The 17,520-nt window shown below is 50.7% G+C and carries 12 protein-coding genes; 9 read left to right on the plus strand and 3 right to left on the minus strand.

What is annotated here, in order from left to right; all coding sequences use genetic code 11:
- Positions 1-23 precede the first annotated feature (23 nt).
- The gene (lpdA, locus tag ACP15Y_RS12995; RefSeq protein WP_424983517.1) at positions 24-1,430 is read left to right on the plus strand and encodes a dihydrolipoyl dehydrogenase; all 1,407 of its coding nucleotides are present in this window, start codon (positions 24-26) and stop codon (positions 1,428-1,430) included.
- Between the two features lie 421 nt (positions 1,431-1,851).
- On the opposite strand, the gene ACP15Y_RS13000 is transcribed toward lpdA, so the two are convergent.
- The 3 genes from ACP15Y_RS13000 to ACP15Y_RS13010 all read right to left on the minus strand — a co-directional run bounded on the left by ACP15Y_RS13000 (position 1,852) and on the right by ACP15Y_RS13010 (position 4,924).
- The gene (locus tag ACP15Y_RS13000; protein ID WP_424983518.1) at positions 1,852-2,859 is read right to left on the minus strand and encodes a TraB/GumN family protein; all 1,008 of its coding nucleotides are present in this window, start codon (positions 2,857-2,859) and stop codon (positions 1,852-1,854) included.
- Between the two features lie 45 nt (positions 2,860-2,904).
- Complete coding sequence (locus ACP15Y_RS13005; RefSeq protein WP_424983519.1) at positions 2,905-3,870, minus strand: DMT family transporter; 966 nt, start codon at positions 3,868-3,870, stop codon at positions 2,905-2,907.
- 124 nt (positions 3,871-3,994) lie between these two features.
- Positions 3,995-4,924: a tyrosine recombinase XerC gene (locus tag ACP15Y_RS13010; protein WP_424983520.1), complete on the minus strand. Its 930-nt coding sequence runs from the start codon at positions 4,922-4,924 to the stop codon at positions 3,995-3,997.
- Positions 4,925-5,049: 125 nt separating this feature from the next.
- Here ACP15Y_RS13010 and ACP15Y_RS13015 point away from each other — a divergent pair, with 125 nt between their 5' ends.
- From ACP15Y_RS13015 to ACP15Y_RS13050, 8 genes are all read left to right on the plus strand, one after another.
- Positions 5,050-7,230 (plus strand): primosomal protein N', encoded by a 2,181-nt coding sequence (locus tag ACP15Y_RS13015; RefSeq protein ID WP_424983522.1) that lies wholly within the window; start codon positions 5,050-5,052, stop codon positions 7,228-7,230.
- Between the two features lie 272 nt (positions 7,231-7,502).
- Complete coding sequence (locus ACP15Y_RS13020) at positions 7,503-8,063, plus strand: F0F1 ATP synthase subunit delta (protein WP_424983523.1); 561 nt, start codon at positions 7,503-7,505, stop codon at positions 8,061-8,063.
- On the plus strand, positions 8,063-9,595 hold the full coding sequence (atpA, locus tag ACP15Y_RS13025; protein WP_424983524.1) for a F0F1 ATP synthase subunit alpha: 1,533 nt from the start codon (positions 8,063-8,065) through the stop codon (positions 9,593-9,595). The genes ACP15Y_RS13020 and atpA overlap by 1 nt, the downstream gene beginning before the upstream one ends.
- Positions 9,596-9,626: 31 nt before the next feature.
- The gene (locus tag ACP15Y_RS13030) at positions 9,627-10,508 is read left to right on the plus strand and encodes a F0F1 ATP synthase subunit gamma (RefSeq protein ID WP_424983525.1); all 882 of its coding nucleotides are present in this window, start codon (positions 9,627-9,629) and stop codon (positions 10,506-10,508) included.
- An 18-nt stretch (positions 10,509-10,526) separates the two neighbouring features.
- Positions 10,527-11,957: a F0F1 ATP synthase subunit beta gene (gene atpD, locus ACP15Y_RS13035; protein WP_424983526.1), complete on the plus strand. Its 1,431-nt coding sequence runs from the start codon at positions 10,527-10,529 to the stop codon at positions 11,955-11,957.
- Positions 11,958-11,972: 15 nt separating this feature from the next.
- Positions 11,973-12,392, plus strand: coding sequence for a F0F1 ATP synthase subunit epsilon (locus tag ACP15Y_RS13040; RefSeq protein WP_424983527.1), 420 nt, complete (start codon positions 11,973-11,975; stop codon positions 12,390-12,392).
- Between the two features lie 235 nt (positions 12,393-12,627).
- On the plus strand, positions 12,628-15,159 hold the full coding sequence (locus ACP15Y_RS13045) for a methyl-accepting chemotaxis protein (protein ID WP_424983528.1): 2,532 nt from the start codon (positions 12,628-12,630) through the stop codon (positions 15,157-15,159).
- A 340-nt stretch (positions 15,160-15,499) separates the two neighbouring features.
- A partial coding sequence (locus ACP15Y_RS13050) for a methyl-accepting chemotaxis protein (protein WP_424983529.1) occupies positions 15,500-17,520 on the plus strand: 2,021 nt, incomplete at its 3' end.

Genomic DNA, 17,520 nt, shown 5'->3' on the forward strand with positions numbered 1-17,520 from the left:
GGTTTAATATAAGAGAGGCATTTATGTCAGAACAATTTGATCTCACTATCATCGGCACCGGCCCTGGCGGCTATGTTTGTGCCATTCGCGCAGCGCAATTGGGGCTGAAAGTTGCGGTTGTTGAAAAACGCAAAACCCATGGCGGCACATGCTTGAACATCGGTTGTATCCCTTCAAAAGCTTTGTTGCACGCCTCGGAGCTTTATGAAGAAGCTGGCCACAATTTCTCGAAATTGGGCATTGCAGTGGAAGGGTTGAATGTTGATTTGGCAGGGATGCTGAAGCACAAAGATGACACGGTGAACAGCAACACTTCTGGCATCGAATTTTTGTTTAAGAAAAACAAAATCACTGCATTCCATGGCTGGGGCAGCATTGAAGCGCCGGGCAAGGTGAAAGTGACTGCAGACGATGGGGCTACCCAAACAATCGAAAGCAAAAACATCGTTATTGCGACCGGTTCAGATTCAGCAAACTTGCCGGGCATTGAGATTGATGAAAAGCGCGTCGTGACCTCAACGGGTGCACTTGATCTTGAAACTGTACCAGAAAAAATGATCGTTGTGGGCGCGGGCGTGATTGGCCTTGAGCTTGGCTCTGTTTGGTCACGTTTGGGCGCAGAAGTCACTGTGGTTGAATTTTTGGACCGCATTTTGCCGGGCATGGACGGGGAAGTGGCGAAAAACTTCCAACGCACGCTGAAAAAGCAGGGCTTCAAATTCAAGCTTTCCACCAAAGTGACCAATGTGGACAATTCAGGTGACAGCTTGAAAGTGACCGTTGAGCCAGCTGCTGGCGGCGATGCTGAAGAGCTGGATGCCGACGTTGTGTTGGTGGCAATTGGCCGTACGCCATACACTAAAGGCCTTGGCCTTGAAGAAGCAGGTGTTGAGCTGGATGAACGCCGCCGCGTGAAAATCGACAACCATTACAAAACCAATGTTGATGGCATTTATGCCATTGGTGATGTAGTTGTTGGCCCAATGTTGGCGCACAAAGCGGAAGATGAAGGCGTGGCCATTGCTGAAATTTTGGCAGGCCAAGCTGGTCATGTGAATTATGATGTGATCCCTGGCGTTGTGTATACCAGCCCAGAAGTGGCTTCTGTCGGCAAGACCGAAGAAGAAGTGAAAGATGCGGGCATCGACTATAAGATCGGCAAATTCCAATTCACCGCCAATGGCCGGGCGAAAGCCATGTTGTCGACTGATGGTTTTGTAAAAATCATTGCTGACAAAAACACCGACCGCGTGTTGGGCGCTCATATTGTGGGCAAAGGCGCAGGCGAGATGATCCACGAGCTTGCTGTTTTGATGGAATTTGGTGGTTCTGCTGAAGATTTGGCGCGCACCTGCCACGCTCACCCCACCATGTCAGAAGCCGTGCGCGAAGCCGCCCTTGGCTGTGGTGATGGTACGATTCATATGTAAGCTTTTGAATCGGATTGTGCCTTTGGTGCAAATCGATAAAAATTTACCGCCGGACCTTAATGGTTCGGCGGTTTTTATTTGGACGCAAGTTCCGGCCCGTTCTTTGGCTATCTGCGAAACCGAAGGATCGGGATTGCTGGAATAGTCGACAAAAGGCCACCAACCACGCCGCAAATTACAACAATCGACCAATCCATTTTTGCGTTCGGTGGTGCGTCGAAATTGATGAATAGCATGTAGGCCGTGCCAAGAAGCACCTGCAACAAAACCACTGAGGATACGCTTCTGAACAGAGTTGAACTCGGGGCAAATAAGAGACCTATGCGCACAATAATGGCTCCGATTGTGGCCGCTATAGCAGCATAAACACATAGAACAACTAAGAGCATCGCAGGTCCATCACTTCGGTGGCTGGCATTAATCAGCGTTCCAATGGAATGCGACGGACGCCGAAGCCGTAATTGCGGAGGCCTTCAATTAGGCCCGTGTCGCCGATGAGGTGCAGGGCGCCAACGGCGACGAAGGTGGATTGTTCGTCCATCAGCTGACCGGCATTTTCGACCATTAGTTCATTGCGGGCGTCCAGCAAGGCTTCTTGGAACTCCGCCCAATCATCATCTCGGCCTTCATATTGACTGGTATAATGCAACTGCACCGGGATGATCATGCCGATCTGTTCTTTGAGATAAAGCTCATTCATGGTTTGCAGCACCGCATCATAAATGCCTTCCTCATAAAGGCGGGCAACATCTTCGATGGAACGAATAAACATTTGCTCATTGATGGATGAGATGGCTTCAAGTTGGCTCTCAATGGTTTCCAAGCTGACGACGGGAATGTCTTTTGACTTGGCCAATTCGATCAAACGTGCATCTAAAACCTGTGCGGTGGGGCCGCCCCATTCCATATCGCATTTGGTGAAAGAAAGACTGGACGCCCCAATCCAAGGTTGGAGTGGCGCGAGCATATCAAAGTCCATGCCCAACTCGTTCAAATAAGCATCAACAGCGGCAACTGTTTCTGACGATAGATCGTCAGCCAAGCTTTCGCCTTGAGGTTGCAGGATCAGTTGCGGGCTTTTGCCAATTACGGCGCCGACGGCGCTCGGGTCGTCAGCACTTTCAATTTCAACCGCGACCACGTCTGCGCTTTCTAACGCGGCTTGCACATTTGCGGGCAGATCCAAAACACGAGGGTCGGCTTTGTGCAGGGTGCCAAACACATATGATTTGAAGTCCATATCTTCGTGATAGACTTCCCAGAACACACCTTCCGGGTTGGCATATTGTGCGGCTTCCGCTTTCAACTCTTCATAGGTTGCAGGATCGTTTTGCTGCAGTTCGGCGACTAGATTTCTGGTGTCGCACGCGGCATAGCTGACGCTGGCGGAGAGGCTGAGCAAAAGGCTGGAAAGAATAATCTTTTTCATAAATTCAACTTTGTTTGAGCAGTGAACGGGCAGAATGCCGTTACATTATGGCTGTTTTTTGAGTTGAGCGGCGCCTGCGGGCAGTTTTTGTGCGCGATGATCCATATGGGTGAACAGCAGCACACCACACAAAACAAGCGCCGCGCCAAAGCCGTGATAAAGCGAAAAGGGTTCGCCCAAAATGGTGATGGCAAGCACAATGGTGACGATGGTCGACACATTGCCCAGCACCGCAGTGGGTTCCGGCCCCACCATGCCGATTGAAATGGCAATCAAATAGGCCGGCGCGACGGTTGAGATGGTGCCGATGGCCAGCATCAGCCACATGGCCTTTTGCGACAAGATGAGATCAGCAAATTCGTGAGTGGCCAGAAAATGCAGGATAACCATGCCGCCAGCGGCGCTCATGGCGATGGACGTGAAGAGGCGTGCGCCCACTTGGTCAATCAATGGCTTGGCCAGTAACTGATAAATAGCAAAGGCCAACGCAGCGCCCAGCACCAGCAATGCGCCGATCACGGTGTTTTGCCCTTCAAGCTGGATATCATGCGCAAAGATGATCGCCAGGCCACCATAAGAAACGCCCAAGGCGATCATGGCGGCGGCGCTGATTTTGCGGCGCTGCCAAAGGGCACCAATGACCACCACAAAAATGGGGTAGGTGAGCAGAATCAGCCGATCAAATTGGGCGGAGATGTAATTGAGACCTGCGAAATCCAGATAAGAGGCGACATAATAGCCGATAATGCCGACGGCGCAGATTTTAGCCGTGATGCGCCAGTTTAGGACCGACTGGCCGCCATTGGCGGCCTTTTGCTTGCGATAGCCGAAATAGCCAATCACGGCAAAAAACGGCACTGCGATGATCATCCGCCAAGTGAGGGTGGTTACCGCATCCACATTTTCCAAGAGGGCGAGCTTGATCACGATGCCTTTGGTGGAAAAAAAGCTGGCGCCTAAAGCACCAATAAAATAGCCCAACAAACGATTGGGCGCGGCAGATGACGACATGGGGGACAAACCTTGGCTGGATGTGCTGTTGCGATCACAACAGATTTAACCCGTGAAGTAAATGCCTCGAACGGCGGCGTGGCAAGTCGGGTTTTTGGTGCAGCGTCCAGTTAAGTGCGGTTTGCTAGGATCGCGGATGGGCTTTCAAATAGGCATCCATCAAATGGGCACTATCCACCTTGGTGTAGATTTGGGTGGTGGATAGGGATGCGTGGCCCAGCAGTTCTTGAATGGCGCGAAGATCGCCACCTGCACCCAATAGGTGGGTGGCAAAGGAGTGGCGCAAAGCATGGGGTGTTGCGCTGGCGGGTAAGCCGAATGCCGCGCGCAATTTTTGCATTTTCAATTGCACCAAACGGGCCCGCAAGGGGCCGCCCCGCGCGCCGCGAAACAGTGCATCTTTCGGCCCAGGTTGAAATGGGCATTTGCTGCGATAGTCTTCAATGGCGTCGTGGATGGCTTTGATCATTGGCACCATGCGGACTTTGCCGCCCTTGCCGGTGATGCGCAGACTGTCCTTGCCCTCAATATCTGACGGGGTGAGCGACAAGGCTTCGGCGATCCGCAGCCCGCCGCCATAGCAAAGGGCCATCACTGCAATGTCTCGCGCGGCGATCCAGGGCTCTTCATCTAAGATGTCGCCATCATCAATTAGGCGTTTCGCGTCAATGGCCGTCAGAGCCTTAGGCAGAGATTGATCTTTTTTGGGCGCGCGGATGGCATTTAAACTGTCTGGCGTGGCCCAGCCTTCTTTTGCCAAAAACTTATAAAAGCTCTTGAGGGCCGATAGGCTGCGGGCGATTGAGCGATTTTTGGCGCCGTTGCTGCGCTTATGGGCTAAAAAGGCACGCCAATCTGTTGGCGTGAGATTTTGCAAATGCTTGGTTTGCACCGGCTCACCCAAATGTCCAACCAGAAAATGCAGCAATTGATCCAAATCTCGATCATAGGCAATCAAGGTTTGCTCCGACAGGCGGCGCAGGGAACTTAGCTCGTCTAGCCACATGGTACGCCATTGGCCGACCTGTTTTGAGTGGATGTTGTCGAATGCCATGAATATTGCTCAGTTGGGTTTCACTGACTTTAAAATACAATGTCGAGCTTACCAAAGCGCAAATGTGGCTGACAATTGGTCCAATTCTTTCTAGCCTTGGTCAAAACGAATCTCTTGGAGTACGTGTGAACCAAATTGCATCTGACATTGTGGCGGTGATGGTGAGTGTGGCCGTGGACGGTCCCTATTCTTATCGGGTACCGCACGATATGCAGGTGGCGCGTGGATCGATTGTGCAGGTGCCGTTGGGCCCGCGCAAAGTGACAGGCGTTGTATGGGGCGAGCCAAAGGATAAGGTGGCCCACAATCGCTTGCGCGACATAGAAACACTTTTTGACACACCGCCACTGACAGATGAGCTGATGAAGCTAGTGGATTGGGTGGCGAAATATACTTTGGCGCAGCCCGGCATGGTGTTGCGCGGGGTGCTGCGGTCGCCAGAAGCCTTTGAGCCAGATAAGCCGGTGACAGTTTATCAGTTGACGGATTTGCGGCCCGAACGGCTCACGTCAGCGCGGCAGCGGGTTATCGAGACCATGGAAGATGGTTTTTCCTGGGGCAAGACGGCGCTGGTGGGCGCCAGCGGTGTTTCGCCATCGGTGATCGAGGGGTTGGTGAAGCAAGGGGTGCTGGAGCAACATTTTGTACCACCGCCGCCAATTGTTACTGCACCGGATGCAGACCATAATCCGCTTTCTCTGAATGATGAGCAGCAGGCTGCTGTTGATGCCATTACCAGCAATGGGTTTCATCAATTTGGTGTTTCGCTGCTGGATGGGGTGACTGGCTCGGGCAAAACGGAAGTGTTTTTTGAAGCGGTGGCGGCCTGTCTCAAAGCTGGCCGGCAAGCTGTGATTTTGCTGCCCGAGATTGCGTTGACCCATACTTTCCTCGATCGGTTTGAACAGCGGTTTGGCGCGAGACCCGGAGAGTGGCACTCCGATATGACCCCTGTGCAACGGGCACGCATGTGGCGCGCTGTGGCGCGGGGCAAAGTGCCTGCGGTTGTTGGCGCACGCTCGGCATTGTTTTTGCCGTTTCCAGATCTGGGCCTTATCGTGATCGATGAAGAACATGATGGGGCGTTTAAGCAATCTGACCGCGTGAATTATCATGCACGGGATATGGCGGTGGTGCGCGCCAATCTCACCAAAGGACATGTGATTCTATCTTCGGCCACACCATCGGTGGAAAGTCGCAACAATGCCGACCAAGGCAGATACCAACATGTGAAAATGCTGGGTCGCTTTGCTGAAGCGGCAATGCCGGATATTACCGCTATCGATATGCGGGCGGATGGTCCAGAGAAGGGCGAATGGATCGCCCCGAAACTGGCGCGGGAAATCTTTTCAGTTTTGGATCGGGGTGAGCAGGCTTTGCTGTTCCTCAATCGCCGGGGCTATGCGCCGCTGACCTTGTGCCGTTCTTGCGGCCATCAATATCAATGCCCGGACTGTTCAGCCTGGTTGGTTGAGCATCGGTTTCGCGGCGTGCTGACCTGTCACCATTGTGGTCATGAAATTGGTGTGCCGAAAGAATGCCATAAATGCGGGGCGGACGATTCGCTGGTGCCGATTGGTCCTGGTATTGAACGTATTGCGGAAGAGGCCGCAAAACGTTTCCCCGATGCAAGACGGGTAATCCTCTCGTCAGACATGGGCACTATGGCGCAAACCAAGGCCCGATTCGAAGAAATTGCACAGGGCGATTATGATTTGATCATCGGCACCCAATTGGTGGCCAAAGGGCACCATTTCCCCAAATTGAATTTGGTGGGCGTGCTGGATGCGGATTTGGGGTTGGCGCATGGCGACCCGCGCGCGGCCGAAAAAACCTTTCAGCTTCTGACGCAGGTTACAGGACGCGCAGGACGTACAGGCAAGTCTGGCCGTGCCTTCTTGCAAACTTATGTGCCCGAGCATGCGGTGATGCAGGCGTTGGTGCGTGGTGATCGGGAAGCATTTTATGCCCATGAGATCAAAGCGCGGGGCATGGTTGGCTTGCCACCCTTTGGCCGATTGGCGGCACTGATTATTTCTGCCAATGAACATGATGTGGCTTTTAACTATGCGCGGCAGTTGGCGGTTCTTTCGCCAAAGGCGCCGGACGAGGCTAAGCTGAAATTGTTCGGCCCAGCAGATGCACCTGTAGCGATGGTGCGCGGACGGCATCGTGTGCGGTTGCTGGTGCAAAGCGAAAAGCAGTTTGATCTTTCCGGATATGTGCGCTTTTGGCTGGCTGAAGGGCCAAAACCAACGGGAAATTTGCGGGTTCAGGTCGATATTGACCCGATGAGCTTTTACTAGAATTGTCGGGCAAAAATGACCCTGAAGTGCGACAATTTGTCAATCTTTTATGATTCCGTGTGGGAATCTCACGAATCCGCCCAAAGTTAGGCATGAAAATGGTCCCTGCATATTGCGCACCCGAAAGCCATGTGATAGACGGTGCGCGATATTTGAGGGGGATCGACAGGTCCAACTATAAACACCATTGAATTTTGTTTCGGATTGGAAAGTTGTTCTAACTTTACAAAACGGGTTTGAGCAAAGTTCGAGAAGATTGGGGAATAGAGGCGTTGAGCGCACAAAACTCAGTTCTAACTCAGATCGCACGGCCATATGCGTCAGCACTTTTTGACCTTGCGCGTGACGCGAAAGACGTCGCCGGTGTTGAAAAGGGGCTCGATGGCCTTTCTAAAATGATCAATGAAAGTGCAGAATTTGCTGACTTTTTGAAGAGCCCTGTCATCAGCGGCGAGCAAAAAGAGCAAGTTGTTGCTGCGCTTTTGGCGAAGGCAAAGGCAAAGGGCCTTGTAGCCAATTTTGTTTCCTTGGTGGCCAAGAACGGACGATTGTTCGCTTTGACCGCCATGATTAACCAGTTCAAAGCGCTTGCAGCGGAAGACCGTGGCGAAGTTCACGCCGAGGTCACCTCTGCTCAACCGCTTTCGAAAGCACACCAGGACAGCCTTGCTGCTGCTCTGAAAAAGAAAATCGGCAAGGATGTCACGCTTGAGCAACATGTGGATGCTGATCTTATTGGGGGCTTGATCGTTAAGGTCGGTTCACAAATGATCGATTCCTCGCTTAAGACGAAATTGACTGCCATGAAGATCGCCATGAAAGAGGTCGGCTAATGGACATTAAAGCTGCGGAAATTTCCGCCATCCTAAAAGACCAGATCAAGGACTTTGGGAAAGAGGCGCAAGTCTCAGAAGTTGGGCAAGTATTGTCAGTAGGTGACGGTATTGCTCGTGTATATGGGCTTGATAATGTGCAAGCTGGTGAACTTGTTGAGTTCCCAGGTGGCATTAAAGGGATGGCTCTTAACCTTGAAGCCGACAATGTCGGTGTTGTTATCTTTGGCTCTGACCGGGGCATTAAAGAAGGTGACACGGTTAAGCGTACTGGCGCGATTGTTGACGTGCCTGTCGGTAAAGAGTTGTTGGGCCGTGTTGTTGACGGCTTGGGCAACCCAATCGATGGTAAAGGTCCAATCAAATCTGCAAACCGTGCTTTGGCGGATGTGAAGGCGCCTGGCATTTTGCCACGTAAGTCTGTGCATGAGCCAATGTCTACAGGTTTGAAAGCGGTTGACGCGATGATCCCGATTGGCCGTGGCCAGCGTGAGTTGATCATTGGTGACCGTCAGACTGGTAAAACAGCGATCATTTTGGATACATTCCTCAACCAAAAGCCTGCTCACGAAGCTGGCAATGAGGATGACAAACTTTACTGTATCTATGTTGCGATTGGCCAAAAGCGGTCAACTGTGGCGCAGTTCGTGAAGACTTTGGAAGATGCTGGCGCAATGGAATATTCTATTGTTGTTGCCGCTACAGCGTCTGACCCTGCGCCGATGCAGTTCTTGGCACCATTTACAGCATGTGCCATGGGCGAATATTTCCGTGATAACGGCATGCACGCTGTGATCGGTTATGACGATTTGTCAAAGCAAGCTGTGGCTTATCGTCAAATGTCACTTCTTCTTCGTCGTCCACCTGGGCGTGAAGCTTATCCTGGTGACGTGTTCTATCTTCACTCACGTCTTTTGGAACGTGCTGCGAAATTGAACGAAGATCATGGTTCAGGCTCATTGACCGCTTTGCCGATCATTGAGACACAAGCGAACGACGTTTCTGCTTATATTCCAACAAACGTGATTTCGATTACAGACGGTCAGATCTTCTTGGAAACTGACTTGTTCTTCCAAGGTATCCGTCCTGCGGTTAACGTTGGTTTGTCTGTGTCACGTGTGGGTTCATCAGCGCAAATTAAAGCGATGAAGCAGGTTGCCGGCTCTATTAAGGGTGAATTGGCGCAGTACCGCGAAATGGCGGCCTTTGCGCAGTTCGGTTCAGACCTTGATGCTGCAACACAGCAATTGCTTAACCGCGGTGCCCGTCTTGTTGAGTTGCTTAAGCAGCCACAATTCTCACCTTTGAAAACCGAAGAACAGGTTGCGGTGATTTTTGCTGGCGTGAACGGCTATATCGACAAAGTCGAAGTTCGCGATGTTCAAAAGTTCGAAGCTGGCTTGCTTTCAGCCCTGCGCTCTAAGCACCAAGATCTTTTGACAACAATTGCAAAAGAAAAAGCCCTTTCAGATGATCTGAAAGCCAAACTCGACGCCGCGATTGGCGATTACGCCAAGACATTCGCTGCATAACTGAGTGGTTTAACTAAGGAGCTGAGGTGCTATGCCCTCATTGAAGGACCTTAAAAACCGGATCTCTTCGGTCAAGTCGACCCAGAAGATCACCAAAGCCATGCAGATGGTGGCAGCAGCAAAGTTGCGTCGTGCGCAAGAGAATGCTGAAAATGCTCGGCCTTATGCCGAACGCATGAATGATGTGCTCTCTTCATTGGCCACAGCCTATAAGGGGCGTGAAGACGCCCCTCAATTGCTGGGTGGTAATGGCAAAGACCAAACGCACCTGCTTGTTGTTGCAACAGCGGAGCGTGGCCTTTGTGGTGGCTTCAACTCCAATATTGCTAAGTTGGCGCGTGATCATGCCAATAAGCTTTTGGCTGAAGGTAAAACGGTTAAAATTTTGTGCGTAGGCAAAAAGGGACATGACGTGTTGAAGCGTTTGTTCCCAGATCAAATCTTGGATTTGATTACCCTGCGCGAAGTCAAGCAAGTTGGTTACACTGACGCTCAAAGCATTGGCGAACGTGTGCTCGACATGTTTGAAAAAGACGAATTTGACGTTGCAACCTTGTTCTATTCGAAATTCCAGTCTGTGATCGCTCAGGTGCCAACGGCGCACCAACTGATCCCTGCTGTGTTTGATGAGACAGAGGAAGACGCCGGCGCAGATTCAGCCAACTATGAATATGAGCCGAGCGAAGAAGCAATTCTTGAGGACTTGCTTCCCCGCAATATCTCTGTGCAAATTTTCCACGCATTGTTGGAAAATGGTGCCGGTGAAATGGGCGCGAAAATGACCGCTATGGACAACGCGACCCGCAATGCTGGTGATATGATCAAGAAATTGAACATCAGCTATAACCGTCAGCGCCAAGCGCAGATTACAAAAGAATTGATTGAAATTATCTCAGGCGCGGAAGCGCTCTAAGGCAAACGAGGACAGACCATGGCAGCAAAAGCGAAACAGGTCGGACGCATTGCGCAGGTTATTGGCGCGGTGGTGGACGTTGAGTTTGACGGCGACCTCCCGGCAATTTTGGATGCGCTTGAAACAGACAATAATGGCAACCGGTTGGTACTGGAAGTGGCTCAGCACTTGGGCGAAAACACTGTACGTACCATCGCGATGGACACGACCGAAGGTCTTGTTCGTGGACAAGAAGTAGCCAGCACAGGTGAATCAATCACGGTTCCAGTGGGCGAAGGTACTCTTGGCCGCATCATGAACGTGATTGGTCAGCCAATCGACGAAGCAGGCGAAATCAAATCAAAAGCACGGCGTCCAATTCACGCTGAGGCACCTGAATTTGTTGAACAGTCTCCAGAAGCTGAAATTCTGGTAACCGGCATTAAGGTTGTTGACCTTTTGGCGCCATATGCGAAGGGCGGTAAGATCGGCCTATTCGGTGGTGCTGGTGTTGGTAAAACAGTTCTTATTCAGGAATTGATCAACAACGTTGCGAACAATCACGGTGGTTATTCTGTGTTTGCGGGCGTTGGCGAGCGTACACGTGAAGGTAACGACCTTTACTGGGAAATGATTGAATCTGGCGTGAACCAAGAAAAGGGCGGCGAAGGCTCTAAATGTTCATTGGTGTTCGGTCAGATGAACGAGCCTCCAGGTGCTCGTGCCCGTGTGGCGTTGACAGGTTTGACCATTGCGGAACAGTTCCGTGATGAAGGTCAGGACGTGTTGTTCTTCGTGGATAACATCTTCCGCTTTACACAGGCTGGTTCAGAAGTGTCAGCGCTGTTGGGTCGTATTCCTTCAGCTGTGGGTTATCAGCCAACATTGGCGACTGACATGGGTGACATGCAGGAGCGGATTACAACCACTTCAAAGGGGTCTATTACCTCTGTGCAAGCGGTTTACGTGCCTGCCGATGACTTGACTGACCCTGCACCTGCAACAACATTTGCTCACTTGGATGCGCAAACAGTTTTGAACCGTGCGATTTCTGAAAAGGGTATTTACCCTGCGGTTGACCCGTTGGATTCAAACTCACGTTTGTTGGACCCTCAAGTGGTTGGCGAAGAGCACTATGCAGTTGCTCGTGAAGTTCAAGAAATTTTGCAGCGCTATAAAGCACTTCAAGACATTATCGCGATTTTGGGTATGGACGAATTGTCTGAAGAAGACAAAATGACTGTGGCCCGTGCGCGTAAGATTGAGCGCTTTATGTCTCAGCCATTCCACGTGGCGGAAGTATTTACTGGTACATCTGGTATCTTCGTTCCATTGGAAGAAACTGTTAAAGCCTTTAAAGGTCTGGTTGCTGGTGATTATGACCACTTGCCAGAAGCTGCGTTCTACATGGTTGGTACCATTGATGACGCCGTGAAAAAGGCACAGAAACTGGCTGCGGAAGCTGCGTAAGGTTAAGAGGTAAGTATGGCCGAAGGCATTAAAATCGAAGTGGTTTCACCAGAGAACTTGGTGCTGAGCGACGATGTGGCTTCGGTCACCGTGCCTGGTACCGACGGTTATTTCACGGTGATGGGCGACCATGCCGCGATGATGACAACCCTCAAGGCTGGCTTTGTGACCGTTAAAGCTGAAAATGGCGATGTGCGCTCATTTTATGTGCGTGGCGGTTTTGCCGATGTATCAAATGCAGGTCTAACCATTTTGGCGGAAGAAGCCAAAACAGGTGAAGACTTTGACCGCTCTGAAGTAGATGCGGCCATTGTCTCTGCACAAGAGGCATTGGACAAAGCAGGTGATGATCACGCCAAACAAGAAGCACAAAACAACCTAGACGGTTGGAAAAACTTGCTTCTTGAAGTGGATGCTGGTGGCATGGTCCACTAAGCGTCCTACGCTTCAAAGTTTTAAGGGCTCGCAGTTTTGCGGGCCCTTTTTTTTGATATTTCTTAAAACTCCTTAGAAAATGTAACCATGCTTTAATTAAATGCGCCCAAAATGTTTTGAGAAGAATATAATTACTATCTGATATTTAGAGCAATAATCGACTTTTCCCATATTAGGGGTCGGCTATTGCTCTATTTTTTTGTCCGTGGGGCTGCGGACAAGATTGGAGACAAATATGAAATTGCTTGAGCGCATGAAGATCGTCCATAAAATTCCCGGACTAGTGATCGCCGCAACACTGACCGTGGGGCTGTCGCTGGGCGTGGTGAGTGTAATTATCGGCTCTAACGTTGTTACCGAAGCGGCAACGAAGAAGCTTGAAACCGCTGCGACCAATCTTGAACGCGAGCTCGAGCGATATTTGCAAGAAATTGAGGGCGACCTCGAATTGCAGGCAACGCACCCTTATACGGTGGATGCGTTGAATGCCTTTGCCGTTGGCTTTGACGAAGTTGAAGGCGACAAGGCTAAGACCCTGCAAAATGCCTATATTGAGGAAAATCCAAATCAGTTGGGTGAAAAGCATCTGCTGGATGCCGCTCCGGGTGACAATAGCTATAACCAAGCTCACGCCAAGTTCCACCCCGTCTATCGTGACCTACTGGAAGAACGCGGCTACTACGACATCTTCATGTTCAACACCAATGGCGATCTCGTCTACAGTGTTTTTAAAGAGTTGGATTACGCCACAAACTTCAAGTCTGGTGGTGGCCAATGGGCAGATACCGATCTCGGCAATGCGTTCCGCGCGGGTATTGCGTTGAACAAAGGCGAGCAGCAATTCTTTGACTTCAAGCCTTACGCGCCGAGCTATGATGCGCCAGCAGCGTTCATTTCTGCGCCGGTGTTTGATGGCAACCAACGCATTGGCGTAATCGCCTACCAAATGCCAATCGATAAAATCAATCAGGTCATGGCTTCAGAAGCAGGTTTGGGCGCGACTGGGGAAACCATCCTGGTTGGCGCAGACTATAAGTTGCGCAATGATTCTACCTTTAGTGAAGAAAACGACATTCTGAACACCACATATGAATCGGATGCTCTGGCAAAAGTATTCGATAATGTGGCGGTTTCAGGTGAAGAAGTTGGCTACCGCGATATCACCTCGCTATTTTATGCAGCACATGTGAAGTTTGACGGTGCGGACTGGGCGGTGGTTGCACTGCAGGATAAAGAAGAGGCGTTGAGCGCCATTGGCTTTATGTCCATGATGATGATGGGCATTGGGCTTCTAGTGAGTGCTGTAATCGCCTTTCTCGGTTTTGTATTCTCAAAAACCATCACCACCCCGATGGCAAAAATCTCGGATGCGATGTCTCGCATTTCAAACAATGAGCTGGACTTGGTTGTAGAAAACCAAGATCGCTCTGACGAGGTGGGTGAAATGGCGCGGGCCGTTGAGGTGTTTCGCGATAATGCAGAAAAGATTGCTGCGTTGGATGCTGAAGAGCGGGAACGTGCCGCCCAACTGGCGGACCGTAACAAAGCCATGCAGGCTCTCCAGGATTCCATGGGGCAAGTTGTGGGCTCTGCAGCAGCAGGTGATTTCTCTCAACGCATTAATCTGGAATTGCGCGACGAGGGATTGAAGAAGATCGCGAACAGCGTAAACGGTCTTGTTTCGACTGTGGACCGTGGTTTGAAAGAAACCGGCGAAGTGCTGTCAGCTTTGGCGAACACCAATCTGACTGTGCGGATGGAAGGCGACTATGAAGGTGCGTTCTTGCAGTTGAAGAACGATACCAACCGGGTTGGTGATCGGTTGACCGAAGTGGTTGGCCAGCTGCGCACGACATCTCGTGCCCTTAAAACAGCAACAGGCGAGATCCTTTCTGGTGCCAACGATCTTTCTGATCGTACGACCCGTCAGGCCGCGACAATTGAAGAAACCTCTGCAGCCATGGAGCAATTGGCCAACACAGTGTTGGAAAATGCAAAAGAAGCTGAAGAAGCCTCAAACATTGCCGAGCGGGTCCGCTCAACTGCGGAAGAAGGTGGCGATGTGATGCGTCAGGCCAATGAGGCGATGGAACGGATTACAACCTCTTCGAATAAGATCTCGAACATTATCGGCATGATTGACGATATTGCTTTCCAAACCAACTTGTTGGCCTTGAACGCCTCTGTTGAAGCGGCGCGGGCAGGTGAAGCCGGTAAAGGCTTTGCGGTGGTTGCTGTTGAAGTGCGGCGTCTGGCGCAATCAGCGGCAGAAGCGTCAAACGAAGTGAAGGCTTTGATTGAGCAGTCTGTAACCGAAGTTGATGGTGGTTCACAATTGGTGGCGCAAGCAGCCAAGAGCTTGGAAGCAATGCTGGAGGCAGCACGGTCTAACAACACAATCATGGTTTCGATTGCGGATAAGAGCAAATCGCAAGCGTCTGCGATTGAGCAGATCAACACTGCGGTGCGCGACATGGATGAAACCACCCAGCACAATGCGGCTTTGGTGGAAGAAACCAACGCGGCGATTGAGCAGACTGAAAACCAGGCTAATGAGCTCGACAATATTGTTGAAGTGTTTGTGACAGAAGAGGGTGGTCAATCACGGCAGCTCGCTGCTGCAAGCCGGCCCGCAGCCAGTGCCCCTGCTGCCAAACCTCTCAGTGGCGTAAAGCAAATGCAGGCCAAGGCCATGTCTGCGGCAAAGTCTATGGTCACCCGCGGCAACAATGCTGTTGCTGTCGATCAGGAATGGGAAGAGTTTTAAAATTCCTTGCCGCACATAATATGCGTTCAGAACCGAAAACCACTCAAAGATGCTTTGAGTGGATTTTTGGTTTAGGGCTTCAAAATTGGGTTGGAAAACGCCGTTTGAATATGGATTTTCAAAACGTTTTCGAAAAATTCTACTTATTAACAAAAATGGATAAAAATCGCATCTACATAAGTCATTGAATATATTCAAATATTTTTTGCGCGAGGGGCTGTATTCTCTTAAGTGATGCTAATTGCTGGCTTTTTTAAAATTGGATCGTTCTTTGTGGAGAGTTTTTTAAACATTTAGTGAAATAAATGAAGGTGAATAAATTCACTATTTGGGGTGCATTATGTCCATCGAGAAAATCTTTAAAATTGCCGGTGCAACTTTGATTGCATCAGTCGCCCTATTGTTGGCAATGATTGCGGTCAACAATTCTGCAAATTACGAACTAGAAGCCGCGCTTGAGCAGCAATATCATTCTTATCTTTTGGCAGATGAGCTGCGCCAGAGTTCTGACGACTTGACGCGCTTGGGCCGCACCTATGTGGTGACTGGTGATGAGAGCTACAAACAGCAATATATGGATATTCTTGATATCCGGAATGGTGTGAAAGCCCGGCCGGAAGATTATCACCGCATTTACTGGGATTTTGTTGCATCATCAGTTGGCGTGCCGCGCCCCAATACGGATCAAAAAGTGCCACTGCTTGACTTGATGAAACAAGCGGGCATGACAGAAGCCGAGTTGGCAAAACTTGCGGAAGCCGCAGCGAATTCAGATGGACTTGTTGGCCTTGAAGTTGAAGCCATGAATTTGGTTGAAGGCAAAGACAAGGATGGCAATGACACGGGTGTTGTTGACCGTGACCGTGCGATCGAATTGGTGCACTCAAATGATTATCACGAATTCAAGGGCAACATTATGGGGCCGGTGGATGAGTTTTATGTGATGCTTGAGCAGCGCATTGCCGACCGTGTGGCATCTGCTCAACAATATGTGACGATTGCAACAATCGCGATGTGGGCATCTGCATTGCTGACCTTGCTCATCTCAGCGGTGACCGCCTATTTGATCGTTTTCGACGTAACCCCACGTCTGAAACGCTTGGCCGAAATTATGCGCCAATTGGCTTCAAATGACCTCAATGTTCAAGTTGAAGGTTTGGACCGCAAAGACGAGCTAGGCGATATGGCGCAAACTGTTGAAGTGTTCCGCGATAATGCCGAGAAAGTTGCCGCCCTTGATGCAGAAGAGCGTGAACGCGCTGCTGAACTGGCGGATCGCAACAAAGCGATGCAAGCCTTACAAGACTCAATGGGACAAGTTGTGGGTTCTGCCGCGGCGGGTGACTTCTCCCATCGGATTGAGTTGGATCTAAATGATGATGGTCTGCGCAAAATCGCGAACAGCGTAAATGGTCTTGTTTCGACTGTGGACCGTGGTTTGAAAGAAACTGGCGAAGTGCTGTCAGCCTTGGCGAACACCAATCTGACTGTGCGGATGGAAGGCGACTATGAAGGTGCGTTCTTGCAGTTGAAGAACGATACCAACCGGGTTGGTGATCGGTTGACCGACGTGGTTGGCCAGCTGCGCACGACATCTCGTGCCCTTAAAACAGCAACAGGCGAGATCCTTTCTGGTGCCAACGATCTTTCTGATCGTACGACCCGTCAGGCCGCGACAATTGAAGAAACCTCTGCAGCCATGGAGCAATTGGCCAACACAGTGTTGGAAAATGCAAAAGAAGCTGAAGAAGCCTCAAACATTGCCGAGCGGGTCCGCTCAACTGCGGAAGAAGGTGGCGATGTGATGCGTCAGGCCAATGAGGCGATGGAACGGATTACAACCTCTTCGAATAAGATCTCGAACATTATCGGCATGATTGACGATATTGCTTTCCAAACCAACTTGTTGGCCTTGAACGCCTCTGTTGAAGCGGCGCGGGCAGGTGAAGCCGGTAAAGGCTTTGCGGTGGTTGCTGTTGAAGTGCGGCGTCTGGCGCAATCAGCGGCAGAAGCGTCAAACGAAGTGAAGGCTTTGATTGAGCAGTCTGTAACCGAAGTTGATGGTGGTTCACAATTGGTGGCGCAAGCAGCCAAGAGCTTGGAAGCAATGCTGGAGGCAGCACGGTCTAACAACACAATCATGGTTTCGATTGCGGATAAGAGCAAATCGCAAGCGTCTGCGATTGAGCAGATCAACACTGCGGTGCGCGACATGGATGAAACCACCCAGCACAATGCGGCTTTGGTGGAAGAAACCAACGCGGCGATTGAGCAGACTGAAAACCAGGCTAATGAGCTCGACAATATTGTTGAAGTGTTTGTGACAGAAGAGGGTGGTCAATCACGGCAGCTCGCTGCTGC

Origin of the sequence: Maritalea sp. S77 (genome assembly GCF_049801075.1) — a bacterium.
Lineage (GTDB): Bacteria > Pseudomonadota > Alphaproteobacteria > Rhizobiales > Devosiaceae > Maritalea.